Here is a 15,870-nt window from a genome sequence, read left to right as displayed (position 1 = left end):
TATGCCTAAACCGATCCGATACCTGATTTACGCGGCAGCCATTGCATTGCTGGCTTACAATTCGGTGTATTTCAAAAAACTGGATGAGGTGAAAGCCGGTAACACCGTTTTCGATGCTGCGGGTTATGCCAAAGATTTCTGGGAAAAGAAGCTGACGCCCGGCTTATCAAAAGCCATGAACTTAAACGCATTGACCTCGCTTTTAAAAGCCGACAAAGAGAAGGCATTTAATGAGCATTCGCACGCATTGGGCATTGGTAACATCCGCTATTTCCTGGTAAAGGGGCGGGGCGTTGTAACCGATGTAGATGAAAATGAAGTTTCGGTGCAATTGACGGATGCGAATGGAAAGGCAGTCACGCCTCAGGTGCGCATTGCGACGGAATACATTTTCGGGAACGCTGTCCGCGATGCCTCGGGCGCGATCGATATCAATGCATTTGCCAATTCGATGGATTTCAATAACGTGTCGGCGGAAATCAACAAGATAATTCGCGAAAAGGTAGTACCGCCATTTAAATCCAAAGTCCAAAAAGGCGACCGTGTTGCATTCCACGGCGCTATTGAACTGAACCGGGCGCATTTGCAAACCGGCAACATTGAAATCATTCCGGTAAGTCTCCAAATCGAAAAGCCATGACGGACACAGCGACATTGTTGGAAGTGAAGCAAATTACCAAGCGGTTCCCGGGCGTAATTGCCCTGGACGACGTTTCGTTATCGATTGAAGCAGGAAAAGTGACGGCGCTGATCGGGGAGAATGGCGCAGGAAAGTCGACGTTGATGAAAATCCTTTCGGGGGTTTATCCTGATTTTGAGGGTGAAATCCATTACAAAGGCGAGCCTGTGCGATTTACTGGCCCGAAAGATGCTCAGCAACAGGGTGTGGTCATTATTCATCAGGAGCTGAACCTCATCCCCTATCTCACTATTACCGAAAATATTTTCCTGGGCCGTGAACTGGTGACGCAATATGGTACCATGGACAAAAGCCGGATGCGCAAAAAGACGCAGGAAATCCTCGACCGGCTTAAACTCAAAGTAAATCCAGAGTCCCAGGTTTTTAAACTTAAAGTAGGCCAGCAGCAGATCGTCGAGATCGCCAAAGCATTGCTCTCCGATGCCGAGCTCATTATCATGGACGAACCGACTTCGGCCATTACCGGCAGTGAAGTGGAAGTGTTATTCGATATTATCGCCGACCTCAAAGCACAAAATAAAGCCATCGTTTACGTCTCCCACAAACTCGACGAGCTTTTCCGCATTGCCGACAACTACGTGGTGCTCCGCGACGGCAAAAGCATCGAATCCGGGGAAATGGCCGGTATGACGCAGGACAAGCTGATCAGCAAAATGGTAGGCCGGAAAATCGAGGTCATGCGTAAAATGGCAGACCGTGGCGCATGCGAGCCCTTGCTGGAAGTGAAAAATCTGAACCTGAAAAGTAGGGCGAAAGCGGGGAATGTGTTGCATGATGTATCTTTCAATATAGGTAGGGGAGAGATTGTAGGGCTTTTTGGTCTGATGGGAGCAGGGCGGACGGAACTATTGGAGTCGATTTTCGGCCTGCACCCGGCACACACGAGCGGGCAGGTGCTCATTGATGGTCAGCAGGTTTGTTGCGATTCGCCTTCGCGTGCCATTGCAGCCGGACTCGCGCTCGTGCCAGAGGACCGTAAGAAGGATGGTTTGGTGCTCGGTCTGGACGTGAAAAACAACATCAGCCTCACCACATTAGAGCAAATGGAAAACCTGGGCACGCTCAGCGACAGCAAAGAATGCGACCTGGCCGACCATTACATCGGCGAACTGCGCATTAAAACTCCTTCCAAATCGCAAAAGGCCCAAAACCTCAGTGGTGGTAACCAGCAGAAAATCGTTCTCGCCAAATGGCTCGCGACACGCCCGAAGTTGATGCTCCTCGATGAACCGACGCGCGGTATTGATATTAATGCTAAAACTGAAATTTACAAACTCATTATCCGTCTTGCGAACGATGGATTGGGCATTCTCGTCGTATCCTCCGAGCTCCCCGAAATCCTGGCCCTTTCCGACCGCATATTGGTGATGACCGAAGGCCGGATAAATGGCGAATTCTCAGCCAGCGAAGCCACAGAAGACGGAATATTAAAAGCGGCTATCGGCGCCACCCATACCGCAGTCGGCGGTCAGTGGTCGGCCGTCGGCGGTCAAACCCCATAGAACGAACAATCGCATATGCCACAAAACATACAACCAATAGCGGGGGAGAAGTCTGCGGCTGACGGCCGACCATCGGGTGCCGACGGCCGATCGCTTGCATTGCAGAACCGGTTTCCGATCGCGCGCTTTCAGTCTTTGATCGCGCTTTTTCTGCTATGCCTTGCATTAAGCATCCTGTCGGACAAGTTTCTGACTTTTTCCAACCTCTGGAACGTCATGCGCCAGATTTCTGTCAATATCTGCATTTCCGTAGGCATGACTTTGATCGTTCTCACGGCCGGAATCGATTTATCGGTTGGCTCGGTATTGGCATTATGTGGGGCCATCACAGCCGGCTTACTGAAAAATGGCATTGAGATACCTTCCCTAAACCTTTTTATCGGCTTTACGCTGCTTGGCGCTACTCTGGTCGGCGCGGTCACCGGCTCGGCGTTAGGTGCATTCAACGGCTGGGCCATTACACGTTTCAGCGTGCCGCCGTTTGTCGCCACACTGGCCATGCTCACGGTAGCGCGGGGGCTTACCATGCTTTGGACCGGCGGTTTTCCGATCAGCGGGCTGGGGGAGACGTTCCAGTTCATCGGTACAGGCTGGTTTCTGGCCATTCCGGTGCCGGTCTGGATTTCAATTGTCGTGGTAGCGTTCGCCGTTTTCCTCACTGAGAAAACGCGCATAGGTCGCTACATTTACGCGATCGGTGGAAATGAAAGTGCCTCGCGGTTGTCGGGGATTCATGTCAGCAGAGTTAAAATAATCGTCTATACCATTGCCGGAGCGCTCGCCGCGGTGGGCGGGATCATGGTCACTTCGCGCCTCGACTCCGCCCAACCGAACGCGGGAATCAGCTACGAACTCGACTCCATCGCCGCCGTTGTGATCGGAGGCACATCGCTCTCAGGCGGACGCGGGAGCATTCTGGGTACTGTGCAGGGGGCAATTATTATTGGTGTATTGAATAATGGGCTGGTGCTTTTAAATGTGTCACCGTTCTGGCAGCAGGTGGTGAAGGGCTTGGTGATTTTGCTGGCAGTGATTATTGATAAGGCAAATGCTAAGAATGAGTAGGGCGTTTATGTGTGGAAACCAGGACTTATGCTTTTATAATTACTTCTCTAACTTAATGCTTTTTTGCCACCCGACTCACGCAATCCTATTATTAACGGCATGAGATCAAAATACATGGACCGAAACCGGTTATGCGGGTTCGAAGGATTTGGTGCATTGGCCGGCGCAGCGGTCCATTCTGGTCATGGAGCATAAGCGGGAGGTTGTGAATGTGTGAGCTTACAGGTTTCCGATGCGGATTACACGATAAATTAATGTCGGGATTCGCGCTGTTCTCCTGATTATCTGTAAATTATCGCATTCACTCAAAATTTGCGCAATGCGAGATCATGAACCGCTCATCGACGAACTGCTCGGACGTTTCAGGCAGGAAATCGGTGTTGACCTTGAAAAGTATTCCAACCACGTTTACAGAGTTTTCGAAACCTGCCTCATGCGTGACGCAAATCCTGAGAACCGCGATAAATACGCCATAGCAGCAGTATTCCACGATATTGGCATCTGGACAGACCACACCATTGATTACCTGCCCCCCTCCATTTTGCAAGCGGAACTTTATCTGAAAGACACTAAGCAAGAAGCGCTCATTTCCGAGATCACCGACATGATCTTTTGGCACCACAAAGTCCGCCCTTACCGCGGGGCATTTTCCATAACCGCCGAAACTTTCCGAAAGGCTGACTGGACCGATGTGTCGTTGGGTGTGCTCACATTCGGAGCCAACCGGAAATTGCTCAGTCAGCTGCGCCAGCAGTTCCCTAATGCCGGCTTTCATGTTTTTCTGCTCCAAAAGATCGGGGCGAATTTCTTCCGCCATCCACTCAATCCGTTACCTATGTTTAAAAAATAGCTGCAATGGCCACAGCTTGCTTCTGCGCTTTTTGCGTATATACTTTGCAGGTAGAGAAAATAAAGGATTAGGATGAATAAAAAAGTCGATCTGTACGCACCACGGCTCGGTTCCAAGCGCTGTCTGGTTGATATAATTAAAGTCAGATAAAATAAGACGTATATAGTAAAAATGCGGGAATATCAGCTTCTAACCATCAAAGCCTGACTAAAATTCATAAATCCGCATTCATGGGAACCACTATCCGTCCGGAACTGCATTTCGAAGAAGAGCAAAATCTGTGGCGGAAAATGCTTGCAGGGGATGTCACCAGTTATGAACAACTGATCAACCGGACCTACGACCTGCTCTTCCATTACGGTACAAAATTCAATAGCGACCGGGAACTGATTAAGGACTGTATCCAGGATATATTTCTGGAAATTTGGGAAAAACGGAATGGATTAAACTCCGATATCCCACCAAAACCCTATCTGCTTGCTTCGCTTCGTCGGAGGTTGCACAGGGTCGCATCGCGCCTGCGCATGGATTGCATGGACTATTATAGCGAGGCGGATATGGTTTTCGACGTGGAATTCAGCGCTGAATACCGGTTGATCGCATCCGAGAGTGACTGGCTGCTGGCCTCACGGATGACCGAAATGCTCAATGAGCTTCCCAAAAGGCAGAAAGAGGCCGTTTATCTCCGTTTTTATAATGATATGGAACGCGAAGAGATCGCGATGGTGATGGACATTCAGCCTCAGTCTGTCTCGAACCTGCTGCAAGAAGCATTCAAGTTTATCAAATCGCACTGGAAGGCCATTGTGTCGGCGTTCCTGGCCTGGCCCTTTTGGATTTGAAATACCTCATTTAAAAATTTCAAAAAAAATCAAAAAAATACAGTATCCCGCTGCGGCGGCGGTCTAATGGTGTTTGAAAGCTAAATTTTGAACATGGACCGTTACCGCGATTTTAGTCTGGAAGAGTTTGTATGGGATAAATCGTTTCGCAACTGGGTACTGAACCCCACGCGTGAGGACGACGAGACCTGGCAAAACTGGCTTACAGCTAATCCGGACAAACGTGAGATCGCCGAAAGGGCGCGGCAACTGGTGATGTCCATCAGGCCGGCTGACGCATCTTTGTCCAACCCCGAAAAGCGAAAAGCGGTCGAACGCATTGTGGAACGGCTCGAAGCCAGAAATGCGGACCAGGCCGAAAGCCCGCGCTCACCCTGGTACATGCATCGCGCGCTGCGCATTGCCGCGGTGCTTGTCGTACTGGCAGGGATGAGCTGGGCATTTTGGTTCCGTGATCAGCAACAGGCGGTCAACTACGAGCTGCTCGTAGCCTCAGCAGGTGTCGAAATGCGCGAAACGACTAATACTACTGCACAACCACTAACGATCAGTCTCGAAGATGGCAGCCGCATTACGCTCGATCCGGGTAGTAAAGTCGGCTATCCCGCTCATTTCAAGCCGGAACTCCGGGAAGTGTTTCTTTCGGGAAAAGCATTCTTTGACATTGCCAAAGATCCTTCCAAGCCATTTTTTGTGTATGCCAATGAGTTGGTTACGAAGGTGTTGGGGACCAGTTTTACAGTACGCTCCTATGATAATGAGCAAAATGTATCGGTGGCTGTGAAGACAGGAAAGGTAGCCGTATTTTCCAGGGAAGACCCTGATGCGATAGCGGTGCGGAGCTCGCATGAGCTGACGGGCGTGGTTATCGAGCCCAACCAGCAGGTGGTGTTCGTGCGCAAGACCGTGAAAATCACCAAAAGCATTGTCCCCGAGCCCGAAGTGGTGGTGGATGGCAAAACAGCGCCCCAACTGGAATTCGACGAGGCACCTGTTTCGGATGTACTGGCCGGACTGCAAAGTGCTTACGGTATCGAAATCATTTACGACAAGAATATCATGGACGAATGCCCGATCACCGCGCGGCTCACGGAAATGTCTCTTTACGAGCAGCTTGACCTGGTTTGCAAAGCCGTGGGGGCCAGCTATAAGAGCATCGACGGGAGAATTGTGGTGGAAGGAAAAGGTTGCAAAAATAATTAAACAAAAAGCCGTCCATGCGTCAACATGGCCGGCTTGAATATCCTCAGTGGTTAGCAGACCGTCACATCTCATGCAAATGGGATGAGGAGGAAGATTTTGCCAAGTTTCAATTAACAAAACCGTTCAAATGTATGAAAATACCGGTACAGTTCCATCGTAAATGGTTAGTTCTTATGCGGATAAGCGTCGCGCAATTGGTAATGTCGGTTTGGCTGGTCGGGAATGCGCTCGCGGCGGACGTGCGTGCACAGGAGCTGCTCAACAAGCGCATTAGCCTGCAAGCGCAGGATCTTGAAATCAAGAAAGTCTTGCACCAGATCGAAAAGCAAGCAGGCGTCCGGTTTATTTTCAGTTCCAAAATGATCCAGTCGGGGCGCAAGGTGACCATTCAGCAGTCCAATCAGGAGCTTTCCAAAGTGCTGGAAGACTTTCTGGTACCGCTGGGCCTTACCTATGAGGTTTCGGGCAAGAATATCGTGATCCGTCCGTCGGAAACACCGAAATGGACTTCCGGTGAGCCGGAAGCTTCGGTGAGAGCCGGTTTACAGGTTGCGAATGAGATCGTGATCAAAGGCCGAGTGACCGATTCTGAGAGTAAGGAGCCTCTACCGGGTGTGAACATCCTTGTTAAGGGTACGCAAACGGGCACGTCCACGGACGCAGGAGGAAACTATTCCTTTTCGGTTGAAAATACAAACATCGTGCTGATTTTCAGCTTTGTAGGGTACGAGCCGCAGGAGATTCAGCCGGGCAGCCGCACTGAGATCAATGTCAGCCTTAAAACCGACCAGAAATCACTCGAGGAAGTGCTGGTGGTAGGTTATGGAACTGTCAAAAAAAGCGACGTGACCGGCTCGGTAGCATCCGTCAAATCGCAGGAGCTGACAGCCTACCCGGCATTAGGAACCGTGCAGGCATTGCAAGGCCGGGCAGCAGGGGTGCAAATCCAGGCCAATAACGGGGAGCCGGGTTCGAATTTCAAGGTACGTATCCGCGGGGGGACGTCCATTAATGCGAGCAGCGACCCGATTTACGTGGTGGACGGCTTCGTAGGGGGCACATTGCCTCCGCCGGAAGACATTGAATCTATCGAAATCCTGAAAGATGCTTCGGCCACAGCCATATATGGTTCGCGCGGTGCCAATGGCGTGATCATGGTAACGACCAAGAAAGGAACTACCGGAAAACCACGGATCGATTTCAATACTTCGATTTCCAGTCAGAAAGAGATCAACCGGCTTGACTTGCTGAATGCTTCGCAATTCCTCAATTACGTGCAGGAAGCCCGGCCCAATATCGTTTCGCAAGGCGCGGACACTGACTGGCAGGACGAAATCTTCCGTCGCGGCGGCATTCAGAACCATCAGTTGTCGGTAGCAGGCGGCAGCGAGGCGGTGAAATACTACGTGTCAGGGGCCTATTATGACCAAAAAGGGATTATTCTCAATTCGGGCTACAAACGCTATTCGATTACGAGTAATATCGACATTCAGGCAGCTAAAAGGCTGAAATTAGGGTTGAACCTTTTCGCACAACGCGTGTCACGTCAGCAGTCACGTACGCAGGAAGGCTCGGGAGGCCTCACGCCGGGCGTGATGTCGGCAGCGTTGAAATTCGAGCCCGACCAACCGATCCGTGATGCGAATGGACGTTTTACTGTCGGACGGTTGAGTGATCCCATCGACAACCCGTATGCGATTGCGACGCAGCTGGAAAATGAATCGCTGGCGGATCGTATCCAGGGCAACCTTTATGCTGAATATGATATTTTCAAAGACCTGAAATTCAGGGTGACGCTCGGGGCAACGACCAATAGCGGCCGCACCGGCACATTTACGCCCACCACATTGAACGACGGCCGGAATGTAGGCGGAGCCGCAACTGTAAATGGCTCGAAAAGCACATTGTTACTGAATGAGAACTATTTGACCTACAATAAAAAAATAGGTTCGTTGCATGACTTGTCGGTGATGGCGGGCTATTCCTACCAGAAGTCGTCGAGCGAAACCTGGGGTGGATCGGGACAATCGTTTATTACAGACGCGGTTTCATACTGGAACCTGGGCGGTTCATCTGTTTGGCAAAGCCCGAATTCGGGGTTGACAGAATGGGTTTTAGCTTCCTATTATGCGCGACTGACCTATTCTTTAGCGGACAAATACCTGTTCACGGCGAATATCCGTCAGGACGGTTCTTCCAATTTTAGCAAAAACCACAAATGGGCTACGTTCCCGTCGGGCGCATTTGCGTGGAAAATGTCGAGTGAGCCGTTTATGCAGCACATTTCGGCGATCAGTCAATGGAAATGGCGGGCAAGTTACGGGTTGACGGGCAACCAGGCGATCGAGCCTTACCAGACCATGGCGCGTTTCTCGAATGTGTATACGATCATCAACGGCACGCCGGTGAACGCCGTCCGTCCAACCACCGTCGCGAACGACGATCTCACCTGGGAAACGACCCATCAGTTCGACGTCGGTACGGATGTGAGTTTGTTCAATAATCGCATTAACCTTGTAGTCGATTACTACCGCCGTGTTACCAAAGATTTGCTGTTCAGCGTCCAATTGCCTCAATATTCGGGTTATACCAACCAATTGCAGAACATCGGCGAGGTGGAAAACAAAGGGTTTGAGTTTACATTGAACACCCGCAATCTCGTAGGCGCATTCAAATGGAGCACGGATATTAACTTCTCATTGAATCGCAACAAAATCCTGACACTGCCCGCCGGAACGGACATTCTCTACGGCTCTGCGCCGGGCCACATGGTAGGAATGGGGCAAACCCAGATCCTGCGCGAAGGTTATCCCGTAGGTAGCTTCTATGGCTGGATTTATGACGGGGTGTATCAGGAAGGCGATAGCTTCATCCCCGGCGGTGGCTTCGAAACTGTGGCCGGCGGGGAGAAATTCAGGGATATCAATGGTAAAAAGGATTCAAATGGCAAACTGACCGGCGAGCCTGACGGCGCACTCAACAGCGACGATCGTACGATTATCGGCAACCCGCATCCGAAATTTACCTGGGGCATGAACAATGATTTCAGTTATAAAGGGTTTGATCTGAATGTGTTCTTCCAGGCTTCGAAAGGCAACGATATGCTCAGCTACACGCTTATGGAACTGAACCTGCTTTCGGCCATCAACAATGCGACCACCGAGGCATTGAACCGCTGGACGCCTTCGAATACCAACACCGACGTGCCCAAAGCAGCGGTAGGCCGCACGCGCCGTGTTTCGACGCGCTTCGTAAAGGATGGTAGTTTTATCCGGATGAAGAACCTGGCAATAGGTTATAATTTTCCAAAACCCATGCTCGAAAAGCTCAGGATCAGCAAGCTGCGCATCTATGCGAGTGCCCAGAACATCCTGACTTTCACCAAATACAAGGGCTACGATCCCGAGGTGAACTACTCTTCGGATGGCAATACCGACAGTAACCGTAACCTCGGCCTCGATTACGGTAGCTACCCGAATGCCAAATCCTACACCATCGGTTTGAACCTCGGTTTTTAAGCATTAAACGGACATGAAAATGAAGCATTTATTCAATAGATCAATATTCCTTACGGCGGCTGTTTCGCTGCTGCTAGGCTGTGCCGACCTGGACGAAAAGCCCGTGGGGCTGCTTGCGCCCGAAGCCTTGTTCCGGACTTCCAAGGATGTGGAAACGGCGATTATGGGTGCCTATGGGTGGATGGCTACGGAGCGTCTTTATGGCCGCCAGTTTGTTTCGGCACTCATGCTGCGAAGCGATATGGAAGACATCGGTGACCGTGGTACTCCTGCCGAGCGGCAGCAGGTGAACGATTTCAATATGGATGACAACAACAATATGGTCAACCAGTTCTGGCCGGTGTGGTACCAGGTCATCAGCGGTACCAACGCGGCCATTTTCGGTGCTCAGACTCTAAATTTACCCGAAGCAACGGGAAATCCGCTCATCGCCGAAGCGCGGTTTATCCGGGCATTCGCGTATTTCCACCTCGTGCAGGTTTTCGGGGATATTCCTTATATCGATTATTTTATCAGCAATCCGGAGTCGGTGAAATCGATTTCAAAAACGCCTGCTGCGACGGTATACGCCAGTATTATCGCCGACCTGGAATTCGCCAAGCAATGGCTGCCGGACAAGCAACCTGCGGAGGTTCGGAGTCGCGCTTCAAAGGGAACGGCGGCGGCGTACCTGGCCTCGGTGCACCTGACCATGGGCCAGTACCAAAAGGCTTACACCGAAGCGAAATGGGTGATCGATAACAAAGACAAGTTTGGGTACGCGCTCGAAGCAGATTTCCAGACGCTCTTCAAAGCCCCGCAAGCCCCGAACATGAAGGAACACATTTTCGACATCGACTTTCTGGGATTAAAAAGTGGTGAGGGTGGTGCCAACGACGACATTATGGCACCTATGACTGGCGTTCGCGGGGGCGATGCACCACGTAGCGGATGGAGTGTGATCGTGCCGTCGCTGAAAGTGTACAGCACCTGGGACGACCGAGATTACCGCAAGGAGGTGAGTTTCGACGATTCATTGCTCGTAGGAGGGAAACTCGTTCCTTACACCGAATTTACAAACACAAAACGCCCGCATATCGCCAAGTACGCCCGTTTCGCAGGTAATTCCAATTCCGAAGGCCGCTATTCCGACCATAATTATGCCGCAATGCGCTACGCAGAAATACTGTTGATCGCCGCTGAGGCATCAGTCGAAGTAAGCGGACCGAATGCCGAGGCGCTGGGTTACATCAACGAGATCCGGGCTCGGGCCAGAAACTGGGCCGGAAAACAAGTGACTTTTCCGGAAGACGTGAAAGTAGGGCTGGCGAAGGACGCAATGATCGACCTGATTCTCGAGGACCGCCGCCTTGAACTGGCATTTGAGTACAAACGCTGGTACGACATCAAGCGCCGTAACCTGGGAGAAAAGGTTTTCAAAGGCACAAATTCTCTCGAACCGCACGAAAGTTTTAGTGCGAATCGGGATTATCTAATGCCTTTGCCCCGCGTGGAATTGCAGGTGAACCCGAACCTGGCACCACAAAATCCGGGGTATTAATTTTAGTTTTGAATGACCCGCCGTGGAACGGGGAATGATCGAAGGAGCCGTCGTGGGATGGGGAATGAGAAAGTTTTCAAGCGAGTGAATCACCGTGAATCTTCGGATGTGTGAGTTTTGTTCCGCGGAATGCCTTAATCGCGTAGTGATGTAATATCGGTAGAAAGAAACAGGTATGATATATCCGCAAATCCCGGCAGGGGTGTAACAACAAAAAGAAGGCGGGGTGATAACGCTGCTTTGTTGTTGCATGCCTCAGGGTATTTTGGGTAATTTAACTAGATAATGCATGAAACCCGCTCTGTAATGATTCAGAGTGGGTTTTTTGTGCCTTTGTGGCCGTGTTGTGAAACGATTTGGGAGGACATCCGGCGGGGGTAACGGGTATTTTTGAGTATTGCCGATGTTTTAAACCTACGGATCGAAACACCGGGCAGTACGCGACCTGCTCGTGTAAGCCGCCGAATTCCCTCATCCAACATTCACTCATTCAAAATTAAAAATGCCACATATCCCATTCGAAGAAGGCTTCCCGGGTATCCTGGGACCAATGCGGTTCAGTCCTAAAACAGCTGAGCCGATGAACTTGCTTGCCAACGCGCTCATGCAGAGCGATGAAGGACTTACCCGCGGCGAACGCGAGCTTATCGGAACTTATGTTTCCTCGCAAAATGACTGTTTTTTCTGCCAGACCATCCACGGCGCCATTGCCAGTGACTATTTGGGAGACGAAGACTGGTCTCTGATCAAAAGCGTGAAGGAGAATTATACGGAAGCGGAGTTGTCCGACAAAATGAAAGCATTGCTATCCATTGCCGGTAGCGTTCAGCGAGGCGGCAAATATGTAACAGCAGAACAAATCGCACGGGCCCGTGAGCAAGGCGCAGATGATCGCGACATTCATGACACTGTGCTGATTGCCGCCGCATTCTGCATGTTCAACCGCTATGTCGACGGCCTTGCGACGACTGCGCCGACGGATCCGGATGTGTATCGTGCCAGGGCGAAGAATGTGATTGAGAATGGGTATTCGGCGGTGAGGGGGTATCATCAATGATTGGAGAGTAATCGGAGCGCTGTTGATAGCAGTGCTACGTCTCATTTGATTTTCGTACCTTTGTCCCATGTCTACATTCCTCGAACTTAAATCATTCTACAAACACATCAACCGCGCACCGGAAAGCGGGGAGAGTGGGGTGGGGCATTTCAATATATTCAGGGTTGAGGACCTGATTGTTTCCCGGAACAAGCCTGCTACTTACAGCAGGAGGAATTTTTTCAAGGTCAGTCTGGTGAATGGGCATAGCAAGATCCATTATGCCGATCAATGCATTGAGGTGACTGATTCGGCGCTCGTTTTTACTAATCCGATGATCCCTTACCATTGGGAGCAGATCGATGAGCAGCAACGTGGGTATGTCTGCATTTTTACGGAGGCATTTTTTAGTGGATTCGGGACTTTGAAGGATTATCCGGTGTTCCAGTCGGCGGGTGCGGCGGTAATTAGTCTGAAACCCGAGGATGTGCAATTCTATAATGAGCTGTTCCTGAAAATGCTTGCCGAGCTGCAGGGGGATTATGCATTTAAATACGATTTCCTGAGGACGATGCTCATGGAACTGGTCCATAGCGCCCAAAAAATGATGCCTGTTGCAGGTCAGCCTCATGCGGCATCGAATGCTGCCGAACGCATTACCTCGCTGTTTGCCGAGTTGCTGGAAAGGCAGTTTCCGATTGAGCTGAGTAATCAGGTGATACTGTTGAATTCCCCTTCGGCATTTGCCAGGCAGCTGAATATCCATGTCAACCACCTCAATAAGGCTTTAAAAGAAACGACCGGGCAAACCACTTCGCAACTGATCAGCGAGCGGATTGTACAGGAGGCCAAAATCCTTTTGAAAAGCACCAATTGGACGATCAACGAAATTGCCTGGGGCCTGGGCTTTGAGGAGCCTAATCATTTTTCGAGCTTTTTCAAAAATACTATTGGCATGACGCCGAAACAATTCCGGCAAGCCGACATAGATTGATTTTTGTAGGTTTTGACTTCGATACGGTATAGGCCGCCCGCCGGTTTTCCGGAATTTTGTTCCATTAAATATTCGATATTATGTGGACAAAGAAGAACATCGGAGATCTGACCGGCAAGACGGGGATCGTGACCGGAGCCAACACCGGAATAGGTTATGAAACCGCGCTGGCGCTTTACGAGGCGGGCGCAGATGTGGTACTCGCATGCAGAAGCGAGCAAAATGCACAGGATGCGGAAGCACGTATGCGTGCACAAGGCGGAAAAGGACAGCTTGAAATCGCTGTTTTGAATCTCGCCAACTTCGGAGCGATCCGCGAATTCGCTCAAACATTTATCCAAAAACACGACAAGCTCGATATTCTGATCAACAATGCAGGAGTAATGATTCCTCCGGGTTCCAAAACCGATGATGGCTTTGAGCTGCAGATCGGCGTGAACTTCCTCGGTCATTATGCATTAACGGGCTATTTGTATCCGCTTTTGAACGCAACCCAAGGCGCACGGGTCGTAACAGTCAGCAGTATGGCTTACCTGCATGGAAAGATCGATTTCGATAACCTGCGTTCGGAGCATTCGTATGACGCTTTCCGGGAATATGCCCAGAGCAAGCTGGCTAACATCCTGTTTTCAGTGGAATTGCAGCGACGGATCGAGGCGGCTGGCGATCAGGTCATGTCGGTTGCGGCGCAGCCAGGGGCCAACAAAACCGATCTCTCCCGTTTTATGACCGACGAAGAATATGGTGCAGCGGTGGAGAGGATCGGTGACCTCATGGATCCATGGCAGGGTGCGTTGCCTTCCCTATACGCTGCCGTGGCCGAGGATGTGAAAGGCGGTGATTTTTACAGTCCAAACGAGCCGGGTGGCTATCGCGGCTATCCCGAAAAACTACCGATCGAGCCGCATGGACTGGATGTGGCCGTGGCGCGACGATTGTGGGAATGGGCCAGTGAGGTAACCGGGATTTCTTTCCGGTAGAGAGCGTTTTGAATTATCGGGTTGGAGCTATGAAAATAGTGGGTTTTTATGGATTTTGGCTGAACTGTTTTATTCCATTGATCTTAAACCCGATAATTCAAAACACAATGAAATCAGTTTTCCCTGCACTTTTCCTGGCCGTACTCATGAGCGCATGCGACCGTACAGCAAGCGGAACCAAAGAAGCATCTGCCGCCACACCGCTACAAGGCACATGGAAGCTCCTGAGTGGCACGTTGATCGAGAAAGGCGACACAACCGTAACCGACTATACTCAGCGTGTTTCTTTTATCAAAATTATTAATGATAGCCATTTCGCCTTCTTGCAGCATGATTTGAACAAGGGAAAGGATTCGACCGCGAGTTTTTCAGCGGGAGGAGGTACTTACACGCTGAAAGACAGTGCCTATACCGAAAAACTGGAATATTGCAACGCCCGTGAATGGGAGGGGAACGAATTTCATTTTACGATTTCCATTCAAAATGATACGCTCGTCCAGCGGGGTGTCGAGAAAGTGGAAGCTGCCGGGGTAGAACGGTTAAATATCGAAAAATATGTACGCGTGAAGTAGAAAGAAATTATTTTTCAACAAAAAAGGGTAGCATTTTGCTACCCTTTTTGCTAATGCATCCTAATCAATTTTTGGCCTCTTTCACCGCCGTGATCGGAAACTCGCCGTCTTGCGATACAATAGTGCCGGTTAGTTTGTCGCCTTCCTGTGTCATGGTAACGGTTAGTACGCCGCCCTGGAAATCGAGTTTGAAGGTAATTTTACCTTGGTCTACGGTCAGTTCCTTCATGTCCATGCGCTCTTGCTGGCCGAAGTAGCCGGTGGTTTTGTTGTCCTTCTGTTCGAACGTCATCACGCCGGTTTCGTACTCAGGTGGTACGTTGGAAACGGTGTATTTCCACGTTCCGACGAGGTCGCCGGCTGTATTAATGTTTTTGGCCGAAGCCACGTTGGCGACCGTGAAGAATGTCACGGCCAGGATCAAAGTAAGCAAGTGCTTTACGCTCATTGTGTTAAATGGTTTTTGTTTGAAAGACTGATTATAGATTAGCAATGCGCCACAATTTAGAAAAAAGCGCATAGTCAGCGATCCAGGCAATGTTATATTTATGGTAACTAAATTACCATCGGCCTTAACGGCTGATTAACGGTAACCACCGGTTATTTGCCGTCATTTCATTTTTGCCTACCTGTTGCATTGCCATTTGGCCTACTTTTGAAGCATGAACGGCATCGTCGCATACTTACTGGCTTTCTACGTGCTTGCACTCTCCTGCATACCTTGTCAGGACGAAGCCACGGCATTGCCGCACAGTCGCATTGCATCGGTAGCCGAAGCGGGAGACGGCCCTCAGGAGGCCATCGACCTTTGCTCCCCCTTCTGTATATGCGCTTGTTGCGCAAGCGTGACGGTCAGCCCGGTCGCCGCAGCACTCCCAGAAACCCCGGTTGCGCAATTGCTACCAGCGTCCGGTTTTTCGTATCTGAACATATTCCCCATCGGCGGCTCCGCCGGGATCTGGCAACCGCCACAAGAAAGGGTATAATCCGCTCATTTATCGGACAAATCATCGCCTGGCTGCTTTCGGTATCCGGCACGATGTGCTATATCCATTCTTTTATTGTCAA

At 50.5% G+C, this 15,870-nt stretch carries 14 protein-coding genes; 13 read left to right on the top strand and 1 reads right to left on the bottom strand.

Going from position 1 to position 15,870, the window contains the following annotated elements; translation table 11 throughout:
* Nucleotide 1: 1 nt before the first annotated feature.
* The 12 genes from LZD49_RS25915 (at nucleotide 2) to LZD49_RS25860 (ending at nucleotide 14,802) form a co-directional block, all read left to right on the top strand.
* A complete protein-coding gene (locus LZD49_RS25915) occupies nucleotides 2-640 on the top strand; it encodes a DUF2291 domain-containing protein (protein ID WP_234670601.1) in 639 nt (212 codons plus the stop codon).
* Nucleotides 637-2,202 (top strand): sugar ABC transporter ATP-binding protein, encoded by a 1,566-nt coding sequence (locus LZD49_RS25910; RefSeq protein ID WP_234670600.1) that lies wholly within the window; start codon nucleotides 637-639, stop codon nucleotides 2,200-2,202. The genes LZD49_RS25915 and LZD49_RS25910 overlap by 4 nt, the downstream gene beginning before the upstream one ends.
* Before the next feature lie 15 nt (nucleotides 2,203-2,217).
* Complete coding sequence (locus tag LZD49_RS25905; protein ID WP_234670599.1) at nucleotides 2,218-3,267, top strand: ABC transporter permease; 1,050 nt, start codon at nucleotides 2,218-2,220, stop codon at nucleotides 3,265-3,267.
* Between the two features lie 319 nt (nucleotides 3,268-3,586).
* On the top strand, nucleotides 3,587-4,117 hold the full coding sequence (locus tag LZD49_RS25900) for an HD domain-containing protein (protein WP_234670598.1): 531 nt from the start codon (nucleotides 3,587-3,589) through the stop codon (nucleotides 4,115-4,117).
* A 230-nt stretch (nucleotides 4,118-4,347) separates the two neighbouring features.
* Nucleotides 4,348-4,959 (top strand): RNA polymerase sigma factor, encoded by a 612-nt coding sequence (locus LZD49_RS25895; protein WP_234670597.1) that lies wholly within the window; start codon nucleotides 4,348-4,350, stop codon nucleotides 4,957-4,959.
* 93 nt (nucleotides 4,960-5,052) lie between these two features.
* On the top strand, nucleotides 5,053-6,162 hold the full coding sequence (locus tag LZD49_RS25890; protein ID WP_234670596.1) for a FecR family protein: 1,110 nt from the start codon (nucleotides 5,053-5,055) through the stop codon (nucleotides 6,160-6,162).
* A gap of 173 nt (nucleotides 6,163-6,335) precedes the next feature.
* Nucleotides 6,336-9,680: a TonB-dependent receptor gene (locus LZD49_RS25885; protein WP_409021354.1), complete on the top strand. Its 3,345-nt coding sequence runs from the start codon at nucleotides 6,336-6,338 to the stop codon at nucleotides 9,678-9,680.
* A gap of 19 nt (nucleotides 9,681-9,699) precedes the next feature.
* Nucleotides 9,700-11,220 (top strand): RagB/SusD family nutrient uptake outer membrane protein, encoded by a 1,521-nt coding sequence (locus tag LZD49_RS25880; RefSeq protein WP_310590504.1) that lies wholly within the window; start codon nucleotides 9,700-9,702, stop codon nucleotides 11,218-11,220.
* A gap of 502 nt (nucleotides 11,221-11,722) precedes the next feature.
* Nucleotides 11,723-12,277 carry a carboxymuconolactone decarboxylase family protein gene (locus tag LZD49_RS25875; protein ID WP_234670594.1) on the top strand — a complete coding sequence of 185 codons (555 nt, stop codon included), beginning with the start codon at nucleotides 11,723-11,725 and terminating at the stop codon, nucleotides 12,275-12,277.
* A gap of 67 nt (nucleotides 12,278-12,344) precedes the next feature.
* On the top strand, nucleotides 12,345-13,250 hold the full coding sequence (locus LZD49_RS25870) for an AraC family transcriptional regulator (protein ID WP_234670593.1): 906 nt from the start codon (nucleotides 12,345-12,347) through the stop codon (nucleotides 13,248-13,250).
* An 80-nt stretch (nucleotides 13,251-13,330) separates the two neighbouring features.
* Nucleotides 13,331-14,230 carry an oxidoreductase gene (locus LZD49_RS25865; RefSeq protein WP_234670592.1) on the top strand — a complete coding sequence of 300 codons (900 nt, stop codon included), beginning with the start codon at nucleotides 13,331-13,333 and terminating at the stop codon, nucleotides 14,228-14,230.
* Between the two features lie 107 nt (nucleotides 14,231-14,337).
* Entirely contained in the window at nucleotides 14,338-14,802 is a 465-nt protein-coding gene (locus LZD49_RS25860) for a hypothetical protein (protein ID WP_234670591.1), read from the top strand.
* A 64-nt stretch (nucleotides 14,803-14,866) separates the two neighbouring features.
* On the opposite strand, the gene LZD49_RS25855 is transcribed toward LZD49_RS25860, so the two are convergent.
* Nucleotides 14,867-15,250, bottom strand: coding sequence for a hypothetical protein (locus LZD49_RS25855; RefSeq protein WP_234670590.1), 384 nt, complete (start codon nucleotides 15,248-15,250; stop codon nucleotides 14,867-14,869).
* A 214-nt stretch (nucleotides 15,251-15,464) separates the two neighbouring features.
* On the opposite strand from LZD49_RS25855, the gene LZD49_RS36150 reads away from it, so the two are divergent.
* Nucleotides 15,465-15,788 carry a DUF6660 family protein gene (locus tag LZD49_RS36150; RefSeq protein ID WP_409021353.1) on the top strand — a complete coding sequence of 108 codons (324 nt, stop codon included), beginning with the start codon at nucleotides 15,465-15,467 and terminating at the stop codon, nucleotides 15,786-15,788.
* The last annotated feature ends 82 nt before the right edge of the window (nucleotides 15,789-15,870 follow it).

It is taken from the genome of Dyadobacter sp. CY261, from assembly GCF_021440085.1.
Taxonomy (GTDB): domain Bacteria; phylum Bacteroidota; class Bacteroidia; order Cytophagales; family Spirosomataceae; genus Dyadobacter.
The sequence above is the reverse complement of the archived record's forward strand: the minus strand, read 5'-3'. Positions and strand labels throughout refer to the sequence as shown.

Coding starts and splice junctions, on each gene's coding strand:
- LZD49_RS36150 (WP_409021353.1), top strand. CDS start 15,465: ATGAACGGCATCGTCGCATACTTACTGGCTTTCTACGTGCTTGCACTC.
- LZD49_RS25870 (WP_234670593.1), top strand. CDS start 12,345: ATGTCTACATTCCTCGAACTTAAATCATTCTACAAACACATCAACCGC.
- LZD49_RS25865 (WP_234670592.1), top strand. CDS start 13,331: ATGTGGACAAAGAAGAACATCGGAGATCTGACCGGCAAGACGGGGATC.
- LZD49_RS25875 (WP_234670594.1), top strand. CDS start 11,723: ATGCCACATATCCCATTCGAAGAAGGCTTCCCGGGTATCCTGGGACCA.
- LZD49_RS25900 (WP_234670598.1), top strand. CDS start 3,587: ATGCGAGATCATGAACCGCTCATCGACGAACTGCTCGGACGTTTCAGG.
- LZD49_RS25855 (WP_234670590.1), bottom strand. CDS start 15,250: ATGAGCGTAAAGCACTTGCTTACTTTGATCCTGGCCGTGACATTCTTC.
- LZD49_RS25885 (WP_409021354.1), top strand. CDS start 6,336: ATGCGGATAAGCGTCGCGCAATTGGTAATGTCGGTTTGGCTGGTCGGG.
- LZD49_RS25895 (WP_234670597.1), top strand. CDS start 4,348: ATGGGAACCACTATCCGTCCGGAACTGCATTTCGAAGAAGAGCAAAAT.
- LZD49_RS25915 (WP_234670601.1), top strand. CDS start 2: ATGCCTAAACCGATCCGATACCTGATTTACGCGGCAGCCATTGCATTG.
- LZD49_RS25905 (WP_234670599.1), top strand. CDS start 2,218: ATGCCACAAAACATACAACCAATAGCGGGGGAGAAGTCTGCGGCTGAC.
- LZD49_RS25910 (WP_234670600.1), top strand. CDS start 637: ATGACGGACACAGCGACATTGTTGGAAGTGAAGCAAATTACCAAGCGG.
- LZD49_RS25860 (WP_234670591.1), top strand. CDS start 14,338: ATGAAATCAGTTTTCCCTGCACTTTTCCTGGCCGTACTCATGAGCGCA.
- LZD49_RS25890 (WP_234670596.1), top strand. CDS start 5,053: ATGGACCGTTACCGCGATTTTAGTCTGGAAGAGTTTGTATGGGATAAA.
- LZD49_RS25880 (WP_310590504.1), top strand. CDS start 9,700: ATGAAGCATTTATTCAATAGATCAATATTCCTTACGGCGGCTGTTTCG.